Here is a 20,844-nt window from a genome sequence, read left to right as displayed (position 1 = left end):
GGGCACTCGCGTTTTGCAAGCCACTCTTCGCACGCTGATGCTGATGCTGTTTGCGACAGCCATCGCAATCCTGATCGGTTGGACTTATGGCTACGTAAGCGAACGGATTCTCCGCCGCGGGCGATCGCTTTGGCGTTGGGTTCCGGTGCTTTCGATCTCGCTGCCTCTGTTCATTCACGCGGCGGCATGGGAGGCGACGCTGGGCAAGTTTGGCTGGCTGGCGCTGTCGGGCGTCGCAGCACGCGGCAGCTTTTTCGCTGGCCTGGTCGCGTCTGCGTGGATCCATGGGGTCACCGGAGCGGCCTGGGTCGCGTTGATCGTCGGTCTCTTTTTGCGGCGCGGACCGCTGCCCGGTGAGGAAGCGGCTCAACTGGAGACCGGAGCGGTGCGGGCGGCTCTGCAAGTCACGTTACCAGGAACGTTCCTGATGACATTGTCCGGTGGGTTATGGGTTGCCTTGATTGCGGCGACAGAAATCTCCGTTGTCGACCTGTATGGCTTCCGAACGCTCGCCGACGAAGTCTACTTCCAGTACGCCCTCTCTCCGAACCCAGCTCCGATCCTGCTGGCGACGATGCTACCCGTCGGTATCTGCACCGGCATCGCGATGGTCTCCGCTCTAGGCCGTCGACGAATCAAACGCACGATCGGCGGAACGCCTGCCCGCGTCCGAGCCTCGCTTTCGGCGGGCGGCGGGGCAGGGCAAGTGGCCGCACACGCAAGCCTGACGCTCCTGGCAACGTTGATGATTCTATTGCCATTGGCTAGCCTGGCGATCAAGGCCGGTTGGACGGTGACGGCAATCGATGGTGAGCTGCAGGCGGGATGGTCGGCGGCGCAAGCGACGGAGTCCATCGTTCAGGCGACTTGGATGTTTCGGACCGAGTATTATTGGACCGCGATGTTGGCCGCGACCGTGATCGTGATGACGCTGCCCCTCGCCACACTGCTGGCGTGGTTGGGTCGCTACCGATTGCGTAGCGTCGCGATCGGTTGCCTGTTCCTGATGTTCATTCCGGGACCGGTGATCAGCGTCGGGATCCTGTGGCTGTTTGCCAACACTGGCATCGGATGGCTTGGCGACCTGTACGACCGCACACTGATTCCGGCAGGATTGGCGGTATTGCACCGATCCGTCCCCCTGTCCTGCATGATCCTCATGGGCAGCTTTTATGCTTCGGACCGCCGCGTCGACGAGGCGGCAAGAGTCGATGGGGCCGGCTGGTGGCAGCGGTTGCGATCGATCGAGCTGCCTCGAATCGTCGGTCCCTTGGCGATCTGCAGCTTCGTTTCCGCAGTGTTAGCACTGGGGGAGATTTCGGCAACCGAATTGGTGCTTCCACCGGGAGTGTCCACAGTCGCCAGGCGTGTTTTCGGGTTGCTGCACAGCGGTGTTCGCTACCAAGAATCGGGACTATGCCTGATCTCCAGCACAATCGTCATCACCACGATGATCGTTTTTCGTGCCGTGTATTCTGCGATGGCGCGCCGTTAAGCGTATGATAGAAGGGCCCTCCATTCGCAACCCCCAACGGAACCTCATGCTTCGCAACCGAAACTTGATCGCTTGGACCTTCGCTGTCGCCTTCTGGATACTGCTATCCACTGTGCTGACGTGTGGAAATGTTGTGGCGTCGGAACACGTTCAATTCGTCCAGGACGGGAAACAGTACGAGGTTTGTGGCGAAACGCTGGTCGTCGCCAAAGATGGTGGGCGGTTGTTCCAAGCCAATGACGGGCAGATCTGGATGATTCAGTCCGACGAGATCAAGGATCACAAACAAGATTCGACAGCTGTCGAAATCGCCAGCCCCGAAGCGGCGGTCGCCCAATTACTCGAAACGCTGGGAGATGATTTCCGTGTCCTTCAAACGGCACACTATATCGTCGTCTCCAACGCCAACGCTCCGTTTGTCGAATACTGTGCCGGGCTGTTTGAGAAGCTGCACAAGGGCTTTTATGCGTTCTGGAAGAACAACGGATGGGATCTGCCCAAACCACAATTTCCGTTGGTCGCGTTGGTTTTTAGCGACAAAGCAAGTTTCCAACGCTACGCCCGTCCCGAAGCGGGTCCAGGCGCCGAAACGATCATCGGATACTACAACCTGAAGACCAATCGGATCACAACGTACGACATCGGCGAAGGCGCAGGGGTGCGAGCCGGCGGATTCCTCGTCGACCGGAATATCGCCACCATCGTTCACGAAGCCACTCACCAACTGGCCTACAATTGCGGCTTGCAGAAACGGTATGCCGACAATCCCTTTTGGGTCAGCGAAGGGATGGCCGTCTTTTTTGAATCGCCCGACCTGAAGCGTGGCGATGGCTGGCGTGAGATCGGCCGAATCAACGAAGTCAACCGATTGCGTTTCGCCCAATATCTGCCCAATCGGCCGGCGAACTCTCTGATCACGCTGCTGCAAGACGATACTCGGCTAACGAACACGGCAACGGCGGCGTCTGCGTATGCCGAAGCTTGGGCGTTGACCTATTTCCTGGTCAAAACAAAGCCGAAGCAGTACGTTGCTTATCTGAAACAGCTCAGCGAAGGCGACTACCTCGATTCGCTGGGCCCACGTGAACGAGTGCAGATGTTCCGCGATACGTTCGGCGATCTCGAAACACTCGACCGCCAATTCATCGCCTACATGCGGCGGTTTGTGCTTCGCCGCTGACCCCGTTGGGGCAATATCGATCGGCAGTCGCTAAATCGAAATGCACTCGTCTGTTAGGATGGGCCGGCGCAAAGAAAACCGCCAGCGGATCGTTGCACGAACCACCGGCGGTCATTTCGTTTTCAAGACGCTGCGAGTCGAACTACTGTCCTAACTTCGCATTCTTTTCGGCGACGTTACGGTAGTCGACGACCTTCCAAATCAGGCCGACTTTTTGCATCGCTTTGATCGCCATGTAGGTCAGGTCGATCTCCCACCACTTGTGACCGTGCTTGGCCATCCGCGGATAGGCGTGGTGGTTGTTGTGCCAGCCTTCGCCATAGGTGACCAATGCGACCCACCAGTTGTTGCGACTCTTGTCGGTTGTTTCGTAGTTGCGGTAGCCCCACATGTGGCTCGCCGAGTTGACCAACCATGTCGAATGCAAGACGAAGACCAGGCGTAAGAACATGCCCCAAACGACCATCGAGATCGCCATTTCGGTGCCGCCGTAAAGGTAGCCGCCGATGGCCAAAGCTCCGCCCATGGCAAAGTTCAGTGGCAGGAACAGTTTTTCGATCAACCGCATGCCGGGGTCCGATGCGAGATCGGGAATCCACCGTTTGAAGTAAGCTTCGCGGTCGCCATTGTGAGTGCTGTAGACCAGCCAGAACATGTGACTCCACCAAGCCCCATCGTTGGGCGAGTGGGGATCGCCGGGCTGATCGCTCTCGGCGTGATGCTTGCGATGGTCGGCGACCCAGTCCAGAGGCGAACCTTCGCCGGCCAAGCTGCCGATCACGGCAAACATGTATTTGACCCAGCGGTGCGATTGGAAGCCTGTGTGGGTCAGGTAGCGGTGGTAGCCTAGGCAGATTCCTAGGCCGCCGGTGATCCAGTGGAGGGCGACCGTTGCGATCAACGCGGGCCATGAGAAGGTCCAGATGGCAAAGATCGCACCGATATGAGCCGCGACCAGCCAGATGATCGAATACGTATTGACGATCGTCCGCTCTTCACGCGCCAGGTTGGGGGCCTTCTGCTTCTTGCTTTTTGCGACTTCGCTGGCATCGATGCCAGTCTGTTCGGCTAGGTCAAAGGCGTCGTCGACTACGGTGGCCATGGGATTTGCTTCCTATTTGGATTTAAACTCGTTTCCGATGCCCAAATCTTAAAGATCTGTCCGCAGGCGACTGTTTTGGCAAAGAGACATCGCTGTAACGGTTCTGTAACATCTCCCCAAGAAATTTGCCGCAGCCGCGGCAGACCGAGCGACATTGCTCAACCACCCCCTCTGCCAGATGAAAGGAGGGCTGGAACTGAGTTTGACTGCGCACCGCGATCAGAGTGCAGAATAGGCGATTTGCTCAGTATTCTTATGGATCCAGCAAGGCCCGCATTATTCGACAGCCTCCGCTGCGGTGGGCGATTCGACGTCGGTCGGTTTGCTGCCGATCAGGATCCCGGTGCCGCGCAGACGCCACAGGAAGAAGGCGGCCCCGGCAGCCATCATCGCAGCGCAGACAGCAAAGATTCGTTGCGGCTGGTCGCCGAACAGCGGCCGGATCGCCCAATACATCAACGACGCAATGGTCAGGAAAGTGAACGACAGGGCGTTGGCGGTTCCCAGGAAGCGACCACGCTCATTGTCGGGGCTGAGTTTCTGCAACAGTGACTGCAGCGGGATGATGTAGAAACCGGCAAAGAAGCCGGCTCCAAAAACAAAGCCCGCGGTGTTGCTGAGCGCGACGCGGACCATCGGTCCCATGTCGGGAAGCGTTGGCGTCACGAAGGCCAGCAGCAGGAAGAAGAAGACCAGGCCGGCGGCGCCGACCGGGACCAGTTTTGGATTGATCTGGTGGCCGGAGATCAATCCGGCAACAGCGCATCCGACGCCGATTGCCACTCCCATCACGCCCAGCAGAACGCTCGCTTCGGTCCGATCGATCCCCAGCACCACCGTGTATTCGGGCAGGATCAACAGCGCCAGTCCGGCCAGCAGATAGAAGTAGCCCCAGGCCAACATCACCATCAGGAAACGCGACTGCGCCATCTCTTGGATCGAACCGAGGTAGGTGGAGAAAGGGTTCCAGTCGAACTTCATCGATCGGTCCCCCGGTTCCAGTCGTGGCATGAAGATCGCAGAGATCAGCCCCACGATCGCGATCGCCAGCAGAGCCGCTCCGGGCAGCCACTGGATCGGCGTCAGTGAGGCATCTTGTGGGCTGTAGCGATCGGCCACAACGCCGCCCAGCAGCGTACCGACGATCACGGCGACGTTGGTCATCATGTTGATCGTGCCGTTGGCGCGGCTGAGGTCGGTATCGTCGACCAGTTCGGGGATCATGCCATATTTGGCGGGCCCAAAAAAGGAACTCTGGCAGGTCAGCGCGACCAACGCCAGCAGCGTGATCCAAAGGTTGCCCAGATAGAAGCCGACCATCGCGATCAGCGCGATCGGGACCTCGGCGATCTTGACCCACAGCGTGACTTCACGCTTCGAATAGCGATCGGCGATTTGGCCGCCGTATCCCGACAGAAGGATGAAGGGAATCGTAAAGCAGATGCCGACAATTCCCTGGCCGCCATCGCCGAGCATTCCCGCCCAGGCGCCGTCGATGACCATAAACGTCAACAACATCTTCAAGACGTTGTCGTTCATGGCACCTAAAAATTGGGCCGCCAGTAGGCTCAAGAAGCCGCGTTTAATCAGGTTGCTCTTCAACGGAATCGCCTTGCGGTTTGAGAGGCAAAAGGAGTGCTGGGATGTTGCCGCGCTATCCCAATCCTTCTCAAAGGAACCTCTTTACCCCAAAGCGATGCGCGAAATCAACGCCTTACCCCGATTAAATTAGCATCTGGGGCAAGGTTTCCGCAGTTGGCAGGGAAGCCGGTAGTATCCCCGCCAGGTCGGCGGCGTTTTTCTCGCAGGAGATGACTTGCAGGCGATTATTTGGTTGGCAGTTCGACCAACTGCTTCCCTTTGGCCATCTCGCGGATCTCTTCGGTGATCTTCATCGAGCGGTACTTCGGTCCGCACATGCTGCAGAAGTGAGCGTTTTGGAAGGTTTCCTGCGGGAGCGTTTCGGCATGGCCAGCGAGGCGACATTGCCGCGAACCCCATTATTTGCTGGTCCGTTGCCGTTTCTCTTTGACATCGGCGGAATCTGGATGATAAGGTGCCTCTTGTTGGGGCGGTCGTCGCCCCGCATTAGCCTCGGGAGGGTGCAGTGGTCTCCCTCCGGCGTTTGCGTTGCAGTGGTTTTCTACTCGGGCTGATATCTCTCATGGGAGTCGCCTGCGGGAACGATCCCATTCGGGTCGATGCCGACTTACTTCCGGGCATCGGCGGCTATTCGACGGCCGAAGCCGATCTGGGCTGGTTGCCCGCGGGAAAGAAGGTCGATGTCGAGGTCCGCGTCGTCAATCGATTGTCCGACGTGGTTCCGTTTGACCGGTTGAAGCTGAACGGCAGTTTGAATAAGGCGGAGGCGACGGGAAATTCAATTCCTGTAGGGGGCGAACTCTTGATTCGCGCTGCCTTGACGATTCCCAACAACAGCCATGAAGTCGATCAAAGCATCGCAATCTACTTGCAGCGCGATGGCATGCGATCGGCTCGCGATACAGTGCGATTGCGTTTCCGGGTTAGCGAACTGCTGCGGTTCCATGCGAAGACTGTTCAGTTCTCACGCGACGGTTCCGACAACAAAATGGTGGAACGGATCCCTGTCACGATTACCCAACCGATCGATGCGGCAAAGGTCCAAGTTACGGGGACCGGTGATTTTCGCAACGCCCGCGGGGCGATAGTCCATTGGCAGGATCGTGATTGGTTGCAATTCGAAGTCGATCGCGAAGATCCCAATCAAGCGGAACTAGCGGGCACTCTAACGATCGAGGATCCGGTCTCGAAACGCAAAGATATGATCACCTGTCTGGTCAGGTATCGCGTCCCGGTGACGGTCCGCCCCGGATTGCTGTTCGCCAGGCCGGCCTCGGACGAAAAGTCGTATGCCGTGACGGCTTTCGTTCGCTTGTACCCGACCAAAACAGAGTCCGAGCGGACTGATGAAACGAAAACATCCACCCTAGCTTCCGCGGTCGTCGCTGCGCATATCGGCGATTATCCGGTCGACGTGGCGACACATCCACTGGGAGCTGGCGTTTACCGTGTGGAAGCCTTTGTGCCAGAGCGATTTGTCGGGGAAGCCGACTCCGTCCAGTGGCAGATCAAAACCGACGGGAAGGTCTATTACGTAAAAAATCGCGTCGGTTTTCCTCGCTGATAATGCGCCGGCGATCTGCATCCGTCCTTTTCGTTTGAGAGCCGTGTCGATGTTCAGAAGTGGAAAGCGAACTGCAGGAGGACTGATGGTTTTTGTGCCACGGATCTTGTGTTGGCTGGTATTGCCAGCGACGATCGGCTGGGGACAGGCCGACCTGCAACAAATAGCTGATGCGCGAAGCTATATCGAAAGCATCAACGATCGAGCGGAAGCCATCACGAGATATGACGCCGCAGCGCGGCGCGAGACAATGATGCTGTTTCCCGATGGTCGCTTGTTAGAAGAGAGGTCTGTCGAGCGAGTGATGTTTGATGCGGAGGGGAATCGTTATTTGTGGATTGCGAGAAAAAGTCAGAACTTAAAGCGGGCCTATGAGGCGAAGGACCCGGCAGCCGACGTGCCGCTGACGACGCAATACCTGGCGATCTTGTATGTGAATGGGCAGCGTTATGAGTTGGACGGTGGCAAAGTGAGCAGGAGGATGCGGGAATCGGATAAGTCGTCTTCGTTCCCTGGAGAAGGTAATGTCGATTTTCGCAAGTTGGGGATCGGCGGATCGGTCTCGGAGAATGAAATCTTGCTAAAGTTGCTCGCCTCGGCGAATTCGGGAGACGTGATCGGCAAGGGGAATCGGGTTGAGGTGCAATTGGCAACGCCCGAAGTAACTCCTTATTCGGATAAACCATTCACTGAATTGCAGTGGCGATTTGATGCCGAAACGACAACGGTTCGTTCGTTCCAGCGGATTTACCATGCCTTCTGGCGTGACAAGTTGTATCCATCGATTCAGGCGCGGGCTCGGTTTCAGTGGCAACGGATCGACGAACACGACGTTCCCAGAACGGTCCTTGTCGAGAATCGCCTTTATCGAACGCACGGTCCGGAAAATTTGACTGGTGAGGTAGAACCAAACTACGCACCAACGACGATCGATTGCCACTGGTTTTCGCTAAACCAGCCGCTTCCCGACCAACCTTTTTCGGTCGACTTCCTCTCCGACGAGAAGAACCTCCAATCGTTTGTCGATCCAGAGTTCAACGGTGCGATTCGCTTGATGGATCGATAGCAACACGGTCACTGTAGTTGCTTGGCGTCTGCAACACGTTACACCACACGGCGCACAATGAAAACGCAACACGCGAGGCCAAGCAATTTGCTGGGCCTCGCGTGGACGCATTTTGGGCGTGGCGATGCTGCCGCAGTGCTGCGACAGCGGCGTTCTTATCGATTCGACTCTACAGCCGAATGTTCAACCTTGCACCGAGGATCGATGTCGGGTCGTCGAAGACGTTGAGGTCTGCAACCGAGTCGATCAGTTGGTAGTCGAACGTCAGGTCCATGAACGAGCAGATGTTGAAGTTGTAGTACAGTTCAAGGCCCTGCCCGTCGCGAAGCGGCTCGGCATCGCGAGCGATATCCGCGAGTAACGCTTCGTCCTTGGTCGCGTCGAGGTAGTAATAGCCAGCGCCAAAGGAATCGTTGCGGCGGCTACGCGAGAGCATGTTGTGACCGCCGATACCAGCGCTCAAGAAGAGCCGCATCGGGTTCACCGATTGGTCTCCAACGCCCACGCGGCCGAACAGGCCAAATCCGCGTCCTTGGCGATCGCGGCACAGGTACTGGTCGAAGTTATAAAGAAAGGCGTACGTGCCGTTTTGTTCGTTGGTCAGATCGATCGTGACATCCTGGCCCGGTCCAGAGAGGCTTGCACGTGGATCGGGTACCAGTTCGCTGAAGTGCTGGGTCGAATAAAGGGCGGTGAACGATTGGTGGCCAAGTTTTCCAAAGAAGTGCGTTGGCACCCGTAGTCCGGCGGTAAGCAGCACGCCATCGTTAAACAGCTCATCAAAACCGCTGGTTCGCGTCGTGTCGGTCGGATTCATCACGGTGAACACAAACAATGGTTCGTGATCGTGCAAGATCGCAAATCCAGCTCCCAAGCTGGAGTAAGGGGAGGCGACGATCGCGGCGGGGTTGGTGACCAACGCGAGGTTCGAAAACTGAGAGACTCCGCGACCGTGGGCGAAGTCGTTGCGATCGCCATCGAGCGTATCGAACTTACCCATGAAGAGGGCAAAGTTTTCCGACAGCGCTTGCGTCACCACAAGGTTGGTGATGTAGAGGTTCTCGGTCTCCGCAGGCAGATGACTGGCGATCGTCGGCGGCATGACCGAGCCGGTATTTTCTGGGTTCAGTTGTTCGCCAAAACGATGCTCGGCACGCAGCCGAAAAAACAGTCCCTCTTGCAATCCAAACTGGCTGGCGTCGACGTTCAATAGATAGTCGCCGTGACCGCTGTAAAGGAGCGAGTCGTCCTCGTATTCGTTGCCGCCGCCGACCACACCGAAACCAAATTGAGTCAAGTTGCCGGTGAAGCTGTAACCGTTCTCCTGCATCGACTCGTAAGTCTCCCCCCATCCGCCAGCTTGCGCGGTGGAGGCGAAAAGCAGGCATGCCAGGCATGCCCGCACAACGATCTTAAACGCTAAACAATGATTCATCAGAATCCCTTCCGCCTCTCTTGAGCGGGAACCAAATTGCCCCCAATGGGAGGCAGCCCCATTGGGTCCCTTAAGGAACTCCGATCGGTCGACAAATGCTATCAATCCAAACAGACTCCCCGACAAGCTCTGAATTGGTGGTCACCCACACGCACAAAGCACAATAAGGGAGCAAACGGAACAACGTGGCCCCAGGGCGGCCCCAACGGATCGGCGAATCGTTACTGTCAAGCAGCTGAAACGTTGAGGCTAAAGCGTCTTGAGATACTCCAACACCGCCGTCCGCTCCGGTTCGGAAAGCTCGCTGGGATAGTCGTGGCCGGCTGCACTTTTGCCCGACTGTTGCGTATCGAAATAGGTCCGGCGGATCGCCCAGTCGGTTTGTGTCAGCGGGACTCGATCGACCTGTTCGATCTGCAAACCAACGCGTTTTGCGTCGATCTCCATTGCCGTTCGGCGCCAGATCTTGGGACGTTGCTCGGGATGCAGCAGATGCCACAGCGTCGGAACACTGCCGTTGTGCAGGTAGGGAGCACTGGCCCAGACGCCGTCCAGCGGCGGCGCAACATATCCGTTGGACTCGGCATACGAACCATCGCGGCCGTAATCGCTGAACCAGCTCTCGACGTACTTCTCTTTCGCGATTGTCGGCAAGGCTTGCAACCGCAGCGGATCGGTGCCGATATCGTCCAGGGCGATCCGGCGGTTCGGGTACTCGACCCCATCGCCATAGGTACCATGGCAATCAGCGCAGGTCTGATTGAAGACCACTCTCCCCTGTTCTGCCAATGCTGCATCGATCGGCCCCTGGTACTTTGGCGGACGCAGGCTTTTGACGTAGGTGAGCACATCTTTGAAATCGGATTCCCATTCCCGAAACCGCTCCGGACCGTTCTGTCGGGTCAACATGAACTGCATCAATCCACGATGACTCAGCCGCGCAAAGCCATCGATATAGATGAACTCCTTCTTGTGCAGATTCCACCACGGCGGAGCGTCGAGATCGTGATGCAACATCGGCGGCGGTTGGCGATCCATCACGATATTCAAATCTTTGTCGCGGTAGTTCATCAGCGCGACGCCAAAAATGACGGCGTTGCTGGTCCCGTGTGTGGTCCCCAGCGGCAGAACCGCTGATCCCAGTTCCATCCGCGTCAGTCGTTTGCCGCGGCGAAACTTCACCTTCCGCATCTCTTCGCTGAGCGTCTGCAAGCCAAACGCGTTGTTTGGCGCTCCGGGAACCACTTGACCATAGACTGTCCCGCCGTGACATGAGAAGCAGTTCATCGTCCAATTGCCGGCATCGTCGACGACGTATTGCAGCGGTCGGCCGCTATCGTCGCCGGGACGCTTGGTCAGGCCATAGCGTTCGAAAGCCATTTGCCGTCGCTGTTCGACCGTCGCGTCGGCCGCTTGGGCTCGCAGTTCACGCGGCCAGACCTCCCACAATGCATCGAAATCGGACTGGTGAAAATCGGGCGTCAGGTAAACTTTTTCGGTCAGAAACCGGTACCCACGCTCTGCCGCAGCGGTTTCCAAAGTCGCATCGTTCGACGCAACTGCGGCGGCGCGAGTCGTTGGATCATCGGCACGTGCTGCGGTCATCGAAACGGCGACAACCAAGACGAAAAACAGTTTGACTTGCATTGCGGACCTTGAAGGAAGTTCAAGCGGTGAGGCTGACGGCACGCTGCGATGAGCGTCGCGTAACCCTCGATTATACGCGATCGGCGGAATCGTGAAATGAAATAGCCATGGCGATTCGATCGTCGGGCAGATTCGCTCGAACAGGCGATTCGCGAAGCGATCGATGCGCTCCGAAGTTTGTCAGTCGAGGTGACATCGGTCACGCTGGATGTTGAATCTTTGGCTGTTCTCAACTGATGTCGCATAGCCCGAGGAACGCCGCGAAGTTGCGTCGCAGCCCGCTGTTTCTATGGATGCGGCTTTGATCGTCCAACGTCCGTCGGACCTTCGCGCGTGGGCAATTGGTTAATTCTGTTACCGCTCGGACAGCCTGTTTTGCAGTTTCGTTATTCTCGCATCGCTTCGCGGAGCGCCTTGAGCCCGCGGTGCAGGAGACCAGCGACGGCGCCGGTGGAACGATTCAAAAGGCCGGCGACCTCTGAAAGTTTCTTTCCTTCCAAGTAGTGCATCCGGACCGCTTCACGTTGCGCTTCGGGGAGCGTTTCCAGAGCGGCGGCCAGTTGCACCACGCGTTCGCTGGTGGCGATGTTTTGACTTGGTGTGGGATCGCTGCCCGCTAGCAGTTTTTCCAGGCAGAGCGACGATTGGCCGAGCCGATCTTCCAGCGAACGCTCGCGGTCGATGTTCCGCTTGTCGCGATGCAGGTCGCGATCGACGTGGATTAGGTTGCGGGCGAGGATCTGCCGCAACCAGGCTCTCAGTTCGACGTCGGTGGTGCCGCGAAAATCGTCGATCGCTTGGTAGGCTTGGATCATCGATTGCTGCACGATGTCCGAAACGCCAACCTTGGCCCGGTAACGGGGACTCAGCTGAGCTCGCGCCAACGCTGTCAGATAGGGCGCGTACTGCTGCAATCGATCGACGTCTTCGGATTCGTTCATCTATTCGCCTGGGAATTCTTGGCTGATTCCATATCGCACCGCTTCGACAAGCGTTTCAATCTCGTCGGCTTGAATGCTCAACGGCGGCATCAATACGATAACATCTCCCAGCGGCCGAATCCAAACGCCACGATCCAACGCGTGGCGACAGACTCGGGCTCCACGCGTCTGCCCAGCCGGGAACGGCTGCTTCGAAGCTTTCTCTTCGACCAGTTCGATTCCGACCATCAAACCGCGTTGGCGAATGCTGCCGACATGAGGATGGGACGCCAGCGGTTGCAGACAGCGCTGCAAATGTTCGATCTTGGCGGGCAGGTTTTCCAATACCTGCTCCTCTTCAAAGACGTCCAACGATGCCAACCCCGCCGCGGCTGCCATCGGATTGCCGGAATAGGTGTGTCCATGGAAGAATTGTTTGTTCTGATCCAGGTCGCCCAGGAATGCGTTCCAGACAGCGTCGCTGGCCAGCGTGGCAGCCATCGGCAGGTAGCCGCCGGTGAGTCCTTTGGCGATACACATCAGATCGGGCGAGACCTGTTCGTGTTGGCAGGCGAACATTTTTCCGGTGCGGCCAAACCCGGTCGCCACCTCGTCGCAGATCAGCAGGATGTCGAGTTCGCGAGTCAGGTCGCGGACGCGGCGGAGGAACCCCTCGGGATGCATGATCATTCCGGCGGCACCTTGGACCAGCGGTTCCATCACGACGGCGGCGATCTGTTGATGCTGCCCGGTCACGAGATCGCGGAAGGTTTCAAAATAGTGATCGCAAGCCGTTTCGGGCGTCACGTTTTCGGGCAACCGATAGGTGTCCGGACAGGGGCCGCGCAAGACGTCGAACAATAGCGGACCGAACAGCGAATGAAAGTGTTCGACGCCGCCGAGGCTGACGCCGCCGGTCGTATCGCCGTGGTAAGCCGCCCCCATGGCGACGTATTTCGTTTTTTGTGGCTGCGGATTTTCTCGCTGCTGCCAATATTGAAACGCCATCTTCAGGGCGGCTTCGACCGACGACGAACCGTCGGAACTGTAGAAGACGTGGTTCAGCCCGTCGGGAGTGACGTCGACCAATCGGCCGGTGAGTTCGACGGCAGTGCGGCCGATCATCCCCAGGGAAGTGACGTGGGCGATCTTGCCCAATTGGTCGCGGATCGCCGCGTTGATCGTGGGGTGATTGTGGCCGTGCAAGTTGCACCACAGGCTGCTGACGCCGTCCAGCAAGCGGCGACCTTCGATATCGAACAGCCAGTTTCCCTCACCGCGCTCGATCACCAGCGGCTCATAGTGAGCCATTTGGGTAAAGCCGTGCCAGACGGCGGTGCGATCGATCTGGCCAATTTCCGCGTTAGAATGCATGTTTTTTGTAGTCATGCCGCGTAGTTTGCCAAAATCGGGCAATGAACAGAAGCGTAGGCCCGATGTTTGCTGTTCACGGGTCGCACGTGAACTGCAAATCGGATAAAACACACGCGTTGGCCGGGTGGCGGAATGGCAGACGCTGGGGACTTAAAATCCCTTGCCCGTTAAGGGCGTGCGGGTTCGAGTCCCGCTCCGGCTATTCAAGTTGTTAGCAGCAGCACTCAACAGCGACGAAACCTCGGTTTTTACCGGGGTTTTTTCGTTTTCTGGTTTTTCCCCATCTTGGCATGATTGCCTGTGATCGCCAGAACTCGCCGTAGATTGGTGTAAAATTCGGTGTAACTTTGGACTTACACCTCCGGCACCGTCCTTGATCGCTCTTTCGAAGGAATCCTGCAACGGCATCGCATAGTGCTTCATCGCGATCGGGGCGGAATTTCCAAGCCACGACGAAACATCTTTCACCGGGTAAAGCGCCATCAACTCTGTTTCGCGGGAGGCCCGTAGGTTCTGGAATAGCTTTTCCCACGGAACCAGCCCGGCTCGGGTGATGATCTTGGAAAACGTCGTTCCGATGTTCGTCGCGTCCGTGTACCGCGTTTGTAGCGTATCTGCCCCGGATTCGGCCATTTCCTTGGCTCGCATGATGTGCGGCAACAGTTCGCTGAAGATCGGACAAACGCGTATCCCTGTCTTTTCGCTGCGAATGACCATGCGACGCTTGGGGATGTCAACGTCTTCCCATCGCTGCAGCAACGTTTCGTGGCGTCGCATTCCGCCGTATCTCGCCAATGCAATGATGATCCGCCAAGATTCGCATGGGGCCTCTTTGATGCAGCGTTCAATCCAATCGTGGGAAACGAACACCTGCCGTTCTTCGTTAGCGTTGACGGTCGCGGGCAGCCCATCGAATGGGTTGTTTTCGATCAGCTGGTGACGAATTGCCGCAGTGAAGATTTGGCGAGCTCGACCGATCCGGCGGCGGACCGTGTTGTCGGCAAGCGATTTATCGTCCTTCTTGGTGCGAAGATTGCCTTCGGACAGCAACCATTCGCGGTAATCGGACGCATCGCCGGGGGTGATGCTGCTCAGTTCGCGATCGTTGCCGAAGTAAAGCGTCAGGTTCCGGCCCGCCATGTCGAGGCTCTTTCGCGTCGATTCCTTCAATGACTTCCGCTTGGCGATGAATTCAGCCACCCAGGGGCCAAGTAACTTCTTGTCGGTCGCGGGAACATCCGCAGCGCGGGGATCGACCAAGCCGAAGCCTGCCAACCGTGCGTGCATCTTGTCGTCGATCGCCGACAGCCAGGCGTCCACCTCTGGCGATGGAGTTTGGTTGTGCCGGCGGCGCGATGCGATGTGCTCGAGATGCGACGCCACTGTCTCGGCCATCCGCCGGGACTTGGATTCGACGATCTTCCCTTTGGTGTTTTTCTCGCTGATGTAAACCGACCGGGGGCTGCGGTTGTGATCTTGGAAACGGATTTCATACGATCCGTTGGGGCGTTTCACGAGGCTTGCCATCGAATACCAATCTCCTGCAATTGGTCCTGAGTTTGAAACACCAGCGGCAGGCCGGTCAGGAAACCGGTTTTCGCTCCGTCGAGCTAGCCGCGGCGGGTATCAACTTAATGCCTAAACCTTCGGTTGTCTCTTCGATCGTTTCGCCGCTTGCCTTTCCGCGGCCTTCGTTTCCGCTTCGGGCGTCGCTTGCTTCAGTGCTTCCAGCACATCGTCGACGATGTAGATTCGGCGGCCGTCGTCCATGATCGATGGAATCGCGCCCGCCTTGGTTCGGCGATCCAGCTTGGCGATCGACCAGCCCAGGATCTTGGCCAGCTCGTCGCGGCTGCAGCATCGGCGGGAATCCGGTGGCGCGGGCTGCCGAAGCAACGGTCGGATGGCGTCCAGCACATCGCGGACGATAGCGGCTCTCAGTCGATCGGGATCGGTATCCCGTAGGATCAGATCAGCCATTGTTGACGCCCTCCGCTTTATTTGATTTGGCAGCCCTTGGAGCGCTGGCAGCAATCAGGAAGCGATCGATCGCGGGGCGTGACGTGAACCGGCAAGCGTTGAGCAGAAGGGATTCGAGGACAACACCCCGCAAGCCAACCGTCACATAACGACGCATCGTGATCAGTGCGGGCGGTCGACCGGGAAATTGCTTACGGGCTTCGGGAAGGGTCAATAGACCCTCATCGCGTAGAGACATGCAGCACCTGTTTCCTCGCCGTTGGTTCGGCGACAAGAGGGAATGGTGTGCGTTCGGTTCTCGATACGCGTCTAGAACCCTCAATATATGCTGCTACTGCAAGTAGTCAAGCCGTATCAATGCACCCCAACGTGTGTCTAGCGGTATCTCGCTACTAGAACCCTATATCTGCACAACGGACCAGCGGGATAACGTACCGCTGGACAAGTCCCGCCCGTCGTCGAACTCGCTCCCGTGGTGTCCATCCGGCCTGAACCGTGAGACACTGCGAAGCGATCTCAGCCGGTGACGGCATGAAGGAAGACTTGCGGGGCAACGTCTGGCCGGTGAGGTCTACTGCGACGATGCCGGCGGCCTCGGTTGGATCCAGCCCGCGGGCGACAAGCCCCGCAACTTCGGCCAGCTTTTGGGTTCGTTCTTGCTCGGGCGTCTGTTGCTTTTCTTCGGGCGGCAGTCGGATCAATGGACACTCCGTTGCATCATAGGATGGGGCTCTAACTTCAACATCGCTATCGCATCGCAAACCGTCAACTGCCGGGGCGCGAACGCCCCAGCGTGCAGATGCAACCGTGGGATGCCGCTAGGTTGCCTCGATCGATTCCGGCGAGCCCTCTACTGAAACGATGTCGGTGGAATCCCATTCGTCATCGGCCACAAGATGGAAGGACACGACAATCGGACAACCACCGCCGGCAAGAATCCGTTTGGCCATCGCCATCGCTTCAAACCGGTGCCACGGTTTGCCGATCAATCGCGGCTCGCCATCGGCAGCGTCAAAGACTTGGAACTGCGCGGCCTCGATTGCAAGGTCGCTGAAGACAACCGGGCCGATGCCGGGGCCAACGAACAAACAAAGGTCTGCATCGCGCGACGAATCGACAAACGACGTCCAGGCCTCGCCCGCTGTCTTGGCCGCCATGCTGTCGAATAACGGCGCGAGCTCTGACGGCCCATCGATACTGTCGTGGAACTCCACGCATCGGAATTGGGACGCGTGGCGTTCGATGGATAAGCGGCCAACAGTTCGTAGCATCGAATCGGGATCGGACTCGAGCTTGCAATCGATCGTCAAACGAAGTGCTGCGAATTGAGTTGCTATTGCCATTGTATTGGCTCCGTGGGTACGCACCGCGGGCCACGCATGCAGTTAGAAACGCCGTAGTAACACGACGACGCCAACAGGTCTCGCTATCCGGCTTCCCGGGTCATTGCTTGATGATGTTGCTACACGCGCGGCCCGCGATGCCGCTTAGAACTTTCCTTGTAGATGGTGTTACTTTTGATACCGGCAATCTTGTCGCTGAGGTTCCAGTTTGCGAGCACTGGCAGCGGCGGACGATTGCGGGCCATCACATCGGCTTTCTAAGACCAACGCGATGCGAGATTTATATTCAGCCGGGGGGGGAGTGTCAATTCAGAAAATTGAAAACTTGCAGCCGGGGAGAACGGGCTGGCGATTCCGTCCGTTTGACTTGGCCGCATCGCCCGTTACACTTGATTTGCTCTCGTTCCACGCAACTCACTTCGGAGGGTTGTTTCCCAAAGGACATTCACACAGGAGACTCAAATGAGTCCAACCCGAAAGCGCAGTCGCGCCCGCAAACAAATCGCAGCGGAGCTCAATGTTGCAGATTTCCAGGATGTGACGCTGGACCAGTTACTTGCGTTTACCCCACGGACGGAAACCCAGTCGCGAATCAGAGGGAATGCGATTGCAAACGAGGGAAAGCGGATGCTTCGCGAGCGAATGGGACACGTTCCCAGGTCCGCAGAAAAGTTGGCGGTAATTTCCGCTGAGCACGAAGCGGAGTCGTACTTCATCGAACGCTCTCTTGCTTATAGTCGCAGTTATTGCAACCTCGATTCGAGCAAGTGTGATTCCGGTGATGATGCGGCTGGCTACCCCGAGGAGTGTCCGTTTTGCGGTTCCACGCGACTTGCAGGCGTAGGCGATGCAAACAGAGATTCGCTGTCCTGCCACGATTGCGGTACCACCTGGTAGAACAACGATTCAGGCTTGCTTCCGTGCCGTTGCTCCCTGGTCGATACTGAAAAAAACAGCGTCCGTTTTTTACTCAGGCTTGCAACTTGGTCGCGGTTCGGCTATTCCGGCATGTGATCCCAGACAACGCCAGCACTGTCAAAATCTGGGTGCTCTTCTAGCAGTTCCTCTATTCGGCGACGGATCGCGAGGTAGAAAATCCGGTCTCTCCCGTCGCCGTGCTGAGGGAACCCAGCAACCAAAGCATCGTAATTGGTGTATTCGTGACGGCACCGACATGCGTATGCGTTCGGTGTGTTGGACTCCCGGTAGCCCATCGCGTAATCGTCGGGTGTGCATCTGTGTTGATCTAAAGAATCAAACTCTGGGATGGCAGTGGTGATCTTGCATTGCTGCAGTGCGAATTCCCGCGCTTCCGTTTTCCAGTCGGGCAATGCAGCCGAAAGGCAACTGTCGCAGTACCACGAATCGCCGAGGGATTCAACATCGCCCGTGGAATCCCCACAACCTTCACAGTACGGTCCGTCGATGTCGTCGACTTCATCAAACTGCTGTTCCGTGTCACTCATGCTTGATTCTCCGTCTGCAGGTGGACCGTTTTGAGCATTCTAGCAACGGGCGACAAGAGACAACCACGACCATCACAGCGGGTATGCTTGTCGCAAGACAATTGCGTCGCACCTCGATTGCGTTCAAGGGGTTGCCAAGTAACCTGGGAGGATCGAACCGCAGGCTCACTCCAGCGGCGTATCTTCCTCAATGATTTTTATTACATCTCGAGCGACCCAGTCACGGTCTCGCTGTCGTCCCGTATATTCGGTAAGAATATTGAGATCTTCTAGGCGATCTACATCCGCAGTCGCTGTGGGTTTGGAAACGCCGGTGCTTTCGATTATTTCTGCAATGTTAATCGCGGGCATAGAAAACAAGTGATCAACGACTTTGAATAGCCGCGACGGTCCAGACGTTTCTTTCAATCGATTGTGGAAGTCTTCTCGAAGTGCGATAAGTTGCTCACTGCGGCCTATTGCATCCCTCGCTTGGGTACAAATGGCATCAAGAATGAACGCGATCCAATCAGACCACGCTTCGCCGCCACTGCGACTGATGTTGCGAAGCAGGTCCACGTATTCCTGCTTGTGCTCGTTGATATATGCGCTCATGTAGACTACCGGGTGATCGAGCAAGCCTTCCTTGACGAGCGAGCGCGAAATCAAGACGCGACCAATGCGACCATTTCCATCGCGAAAGGGGTGAATTGTTTCAAATTGGTAGTGGGTCAACGCAATCAAAAACAACGGTGGAATCTTGTTGTCTTTGTCGTTAACAAATTTTTCAAGCTCGCTCATCGCATCGACCAACGCATCGCCACAAGGGGGCGGAACGAATCGGGCGTTGCGAACGCCTTGAGACTGGTTGCCTAGATAAACATTGCAGTTGCGGAATTGACCTGGACGATTTTCGTCACCTCGAACCCCGGAAAGCAAAGCCTCGTGCATTTCCTTGATCACTCGGGTTGAAAAAGGCAATTCAGAGTGAACACCGTGCTCAAGAGCTTTGACATAATTCCAGCTCTCTCGTCCGCTCTCACGAACGCCTAGCGAGCGACCTGCCCCTGCAAGCACAAGCTCTTCGGCCGTTGTGTCGATGTCTTCAACCTGCGATGACAATTTGGCCTCTCGCATCCAAAGCGTCCGCAGCAAGCTTGCGGCGTTGCCGACGCGCTTGTGCAGGCCATTAAGTCTACCTAGTTCCGCAACGGTTCGCGTGTACCGCTCAAAGTGCTCGACCTGCAGTTGCTTCCAGTCGACAACAGGCGGCAAGGGGGCAGGCACGAACGCCATTGTTTTCGCTATCCTCGCGTCCCCCAACGGGCCACTGGGATGCTCAATGAAATCGATTGCCACAAGTTTTCCTGGAGATTCCTTAGAAAATTCGCGTTCATTCACTAGTAAAGTGCTCCTGCCCTGTCGGGTGCGTTAGTAAGATTCTACGACATATTCTTTACTAACGCAGCCTTTTAGGCAAGCTCTTTTCACTAGTTGACCGTTTCGGTCAGGCGAGGTTTAGAAGCGGCCTGCCTTGCCAGCAAATCACCGAAGTCGGTCCGTCAATTGGATGAGTCCAACCGGCAGACCACCCGAAACCTTGGCATTGATAGCCATGCATAGCTCGATTGCACGGCGGAAGTTACCGTTTTCACGGGGCAAGAAACAAGCAAGCCGTCAGTTGATAGCATTGCCAGCAAAAAGGCGAGAGCAGCTGAAGGCTAGGGGGTGGATCCTGGACGACGAACCAACATGCCCCCCTAACTGACATGCCGCTCCTGTAGACTCGCGTCGCGTGGTCGACCGACCTGCCGGAGACGCCGAAGGCCTTGCCAGCGGCATCACGGGCATCGCCCTTCTTCAAGTCCGGCAAATTTTCCGGACTTGCCCCGGCCTGCTCGCCCTTCCGAACCTGCTGCTGCTCCTTCGCCCGCTGGTCGTATATCTCGCGAGCCTTCGCCGCGCATATGGACAGCTGCGAGGGTGTCATATGCCGTCGGTGAAGATTTAGCGACAGAACGAACTCGACAGGATCGCCGGGGTTCACTTCGGCATGCTTCGGCTCAACGCCTGCAATCAGGCACGCTGCCGACCGGTTCCGGCCGTCAAGTATCTTGCCTTCGTAAAGCAAAATATGGGTTCATGCTGACCGTGCTTCGCGATGTCGGACGCAAGCTCTTGTAAAGCGTCGTCGTCGAGCATCGGGAAGATGCAGGCGATAGGTTGCTACTCGAATTGATCTGAGTGCTTTGGCATAGCTATATCCCCGCCGCTTCCAGGATTGCGTTTGCCTTACGTCGACGCTCTTCGATTGCCTTGCGTCGATCGCGTGGGAGCGGTGGAGCTTCGCCGTTTTTCACAGCGGCGACGCGGTCAAAGAAGTCGCACAACCAATCCTCGGATGTGCGGTGCATTCCGAGAATGTATGTGGTGCGAAGCTTGATCCCGGAGATACCAGCAGTGCGCCAACGAACATCGTTGTAGCGTGCGGCCTGGTTCCGGCGATGCGTTCAACGATAGCTGCCGCTTCGGATAGCGGCACTAGCTTTGATTCATTCATGTGATTCTCCATCCGTGTCGCTATTGCGACGGGTTGTAATTGAGTATCCAGACCATTGGCAGACAGCAGCTTATCGGGTGCATCACCGCAGTCAAGAAACTTTCGCGAAGCAATTTTGAGCGGCACTGATA

General features: G+C 57.1%; 17 protein-coding genes, 1 tRNA gene and 1 pseudogene. 5 read left to right on the top strand and 14 right to left on the bottom strand.

The features are described 5' to 3' along the window. The first annotated feature begins 13 nt into the window (after positions 1-13). Both Poly24_RS03270 and Poly24_RS03265 read left to right on the top strand, forming a co-directional pair. Positions 14-1,495: an ABC transporter permease gene (locus tag Poly24_RS03270; protein ID WP_145090383.1), complete on the top strand. Its 1,482-nt coding sequence runs from the start codon at positions 14-16 to the stop codon at positions 1,493-1,495. A gap of 46 nt (positions 1,496-1,541) precedes the next feature. After that, on the top strand, positions 1,542-2,675 hold the full coding sequence (locus Poly24_RS03265; protein ID WP_197452292.1) for a DUF1570 domain-containing protein: 1,134 nt from the start codon (positions 1,542-1,544) through the stop codon (positions 2,673-2,675). A 142-nt stretch (positions 2,676-2,817) separates the two neighbouring features. Here the strand turns inward: Poly24_RS03265 and Poly24_RS03260 are convergent, their stop codons facing one another. After that, the gene (locus tag Poly24_RS03260) at positions 2,818-3,777 is read right to left on the bottom strand and encodes an acyl-CoA desaturase (RefSeq protein WP_145090376.1); all 960 of its coding nucleotides are present in this window, start codon (positions 3,775-3,777) and stop codon (positions 2,818-2,820) included. Positions 3,778-4,053: 276 nt separating this feature from the next. After that, positions 4,054-5,379: an MFS transporter gene (locus Poly24_RS03255; protein ID WP_145090373.1), complete on the bottom strand. Its 1,326-nt coding sequence runs from the start codon at positions 5,377-5,379 to the stop codon at positions 4,054-4,056. A gap of 562 nt (positions 5,380-5,941) precedes the next feature. Here Poly24_RS03255 and Poly24_RS03245 point away from each other — a divergent pair. Together Poly24_RS03245 and Poly24_RS03240 are read left to right on the top strand one after the other, a co-directional pair. Beyond that, positions 5,942-6,943 (top strand): hypothetical protein, encoded by a 1,002-nt coding sequence (locus Poly24_RS03245; protein ID WP_145090370.1) that lies wholly within the window; start codon positions 5,942-5,944, stop codon positions 6,941-6,943. An 85-nt stretch (positions 6,944-7,028) separates the two neighbouring features. Continuing rightward, positions 7,029-8,009, top strand: coding sequence for a hypothetical protein (locus tag Poly24_RS03240; RefSeq protein ID WP_145090366.1), 981 nt, complete (start codon positions 7,029-7,031; stop codon positions 8,007-8,009). A gap of 169 nt (positions 8,010-8,178) precedes the next feature. Here the strand turns inward: Poly24_RS03240 and Poly24_RS03235 are convergent, their stop codons facing one another. From Poly24_RS03235 to bioA, 4 genes are all read right to left on the bottom strand, one after another. Beyond that, positions 8,179-9,444, bottom strand: a complete 1,266-nt coding sequence (locus tag Poly24_RS03235; protein WP_145090363.1) for a carbohydrate porin — start codon at positions 9,442-9,444, stop codon at positions 8,179-8,181. A gap of 249 nt (positions 9,445-9,693) precedes the next feature. Beyond that, on the bottom strand, positions 9,694-11,091 hold the full coding sequence (locus tag Poly24_RS03230) for a c-type cytochrome (protein WP_145090360.1): 1,398 nt from the start codon (positions 11,089-11,091) through the stop codon (positions 9,694-9,696). Between the two features lie 386 nt (positions 11,092-11,477). After that, positions 11,478-12,032: a sigma-70 family RNA polymerase sigma factor gene (locus tag Poly24_RS03225; protein WP_145090357.1), complete on the bottom strand. Its 555-nt coding sequence runs from the start codon at positions 12,030-12,032 to the stop codon at positions 11,478-11,480. Continuing rightward, complete coding sequence (gene bioA / locus Poly24_RS03220) at positions 12,033-13,400, bottom strand: adenosylmethionine--8-amino-7-oxononanoate transaminase (protein ID WP_145090354.1); 1,368 nt, start codon at positions 13,398-13,400, stop codon at positions 12,033-12,035. A 103-nt stretch (positions 13,401-13,503) separates the two neighbouring features. Between bioA and Poly24_RS03215 the strand changes: the two genes are divergently transcribed. Continuing rightward, positions 13,504-13,587 (top strand) — tRNA-Leu (locus Poly24_RS03215). A gap of 722 nt (positions 13,588-14,309) precedes the next feature. Here Poly24_RS03215 and Poly24_RS27765 read toward each other — a convergent pair. From Poly24_RS27765 to Poly24_RS26870, 8 genes and pseudogenes are all read right to left on the bottom strand, one after another. Further along, positions 14,310-14,672, bottom strand: a pseudogene (locus Poly24_RS27765) (phage integrase SAM-like domain-containing protein); the annotation flags it as partial. A gap of 351 nt (positions 14,673-15,023) precedes the next feature. Further along, entirely contained in the window at positions 15,024-15,365 is a 342-nt protein-coding gene (locus tag Poly24_RS03210; RefSeq protein WP_145090352.1) for a hypothetical protein, read from the bottom strand. After that, the gene (locus tag Poly24_RS03205; RefSeq protein ID WP_145090349.1) at positions 15,358-15,603 is read right to left on the bottom strand and encodes a DUF1580 domain-containing protein; all 246 of its coding nucleotides are present in this window, start codon (positions 15,601-15,603) and stop codon (positions 15,358-15,360) included. Before Poly24_RS03205 ends, Poly24_RS03210 begins: the two co-directional genes overlap by 8 nt. A gap of 154 nt (positions 15,604-15,757) precedes the next feature. Beyond that, the gene (locus Poly24_RS03200; RefSeq protein WP_145090346.1) at positions 15,758-16,066 is read right to left on the bottom strand and encodes a hypothetical protein; all 309 of its coding nucleotides are present in this window, start codon (positions 16,064-16,066) and stop codon (positions 15,758-15,760) included. 117 nt (positions 16,067-16,183) lie between these two features. After that, positions 16,184-16,708, bottom strand: coding sequence for a hypothetical protein (locus tag Poly24_RS03195; RefSeq protein WP_145090343.1), 525 nt, complete (start codon positions 16,706-16,708; stop codon positions 16,184-16,186). A gap of 998 nt (positions 16,709-17,706) precedes the next feature. Further along, a complete protein-coding gene (locus Poly24_RS03190; RefSeq protein ID WP_145090340.1) occupies positions 17,707-18,174 on the bottom strand; it encodes a hypothetical protein in 468 nt (155 codons plus the stop codon). A 165-nt stretch (positions 18,175-18,339) separates the two neighbouring features. Beyond that, entirely contained in the window at positions 18,340-19,554 is a 1,215-nt protein-coding gene (locus Poly24_RS03185) for a Fic family protein (protein WP_145090337.1), read from the bottom strand. Positions 19,555-20,411: 857 nt separating this feature from the next. Beyond that, positions 20,412-20,567, bottom strand: coding sequence for a hypothetical protein (locus Poly24_RS26870; protein WP_197452291.1), 156 nt, complete (start codon positions 20,565-20,567; stop codon positions 20,412-20,414). Positions 20,568-20,844: the final 277 nt, after the last annotated feature.

This window comes from Rosistilla carotiformis (genome assembly GCF_007753095.1).
In the GTDB taxonomy this organism is placed as follows: domain Bacteria; phylum Planctomycetota; class Planctomycetia; order Pirellulales; family Pirellulaceae; genus Rosistilla; species Rosistilla carotiformis.
Note: the sequence above shows the minus strand (reverse complement) of the source record. Positions and strands in the feature narration are given on the sequence as shown.

Coding starts and splice junctions, on each gene's coding strand:
- Poly24_RS03225 (WP_145090357.1), bottom strand. CDS start 12,032: ATGAACGAATCCGAAGACGTCGATCGATTGCAGCAGTACGCGCCCTAT.
- Poly24_RS26870 (WP_197452291.1), bottom strand. CDS start 20,567: ATGCACCGCACATCCGAGGATTGGTTGTGCGACTTCTTTGACCGCGTC.
- Poly24_RS03195 (WP_145090343.1), bottom strand. CDS start 16,708: ATGGCAATAGCAACTCAATTCGCAGCACTTCGTTTGACGATCGATTGC.
- Poly24_RS03235 (WP_145090363.1), bottom strand. CDS start 9,444: ATGAATCATTGTTTAGCGTTTAAGATCGTTGTGCGGGCATGCCTGGCA.
- Poly24_RS03265 (WP_197452292.1), top strand. CDS start 1,542: ATGCTTCGCAACCGAAACTTGATCGCTTGGACCTTCGCTGTCGCCTTC.
- Poly24_RS03245 (WP_145090370.1), top strand. CDS start 5,942: ATGGGAGTCGCCTGCGGGAACGATCCCATTCGGGTCGATGCCGACTTA.
- bioA (WP_145090354.1), bottom strand. CDS start 13,400: ATGACTACAAAAAACATGCATTCTAACGCGGAAATTGGCCAGATCGAT.
- Poly24_RS03205 (WP_145090349.1), bottom strand. CDS start 15,603: ATGTCTCTACGCGATGAGGGTCTATTGACCCTTCCCGAAGCCCGTAAG.
- Poly24_RS03230 (WP_145090360.1), bottom strand. CDS start 11,091: ATGCAAGTCAAACTGTTTTTCGTCTTGGTTGTCGCCGTTTCGATGACC.
- Poly24_RS03190 (WP_145090340.1), bottom strand. CDS start 18,174: ATGAGTGACACGGAACAGCAGTTTGATGAAGTCGACGACATCGACGGA.
- Poly24_RS03240 (WP_145090366.1), top strand. CDS start 7,029: ATGGTTTTTGTGCCACGGATCTTGTGTTGGCTGGTATTGCCAGCGACG.
- Poly24_RS03260 (WP_145090376.1), bottom strand. CDS start 3,777: ATGGCCACCGTAGTCGACGACGCCTTTGACCTAGCCGAACAGACTGGC.
- Poly24_RS03210 (WP_145090352.1), bottom strand. CDS start 15,365: ATGGCTGATCTGATCCTACGGGATACCGATCCCGATCGACTGAGAGCC.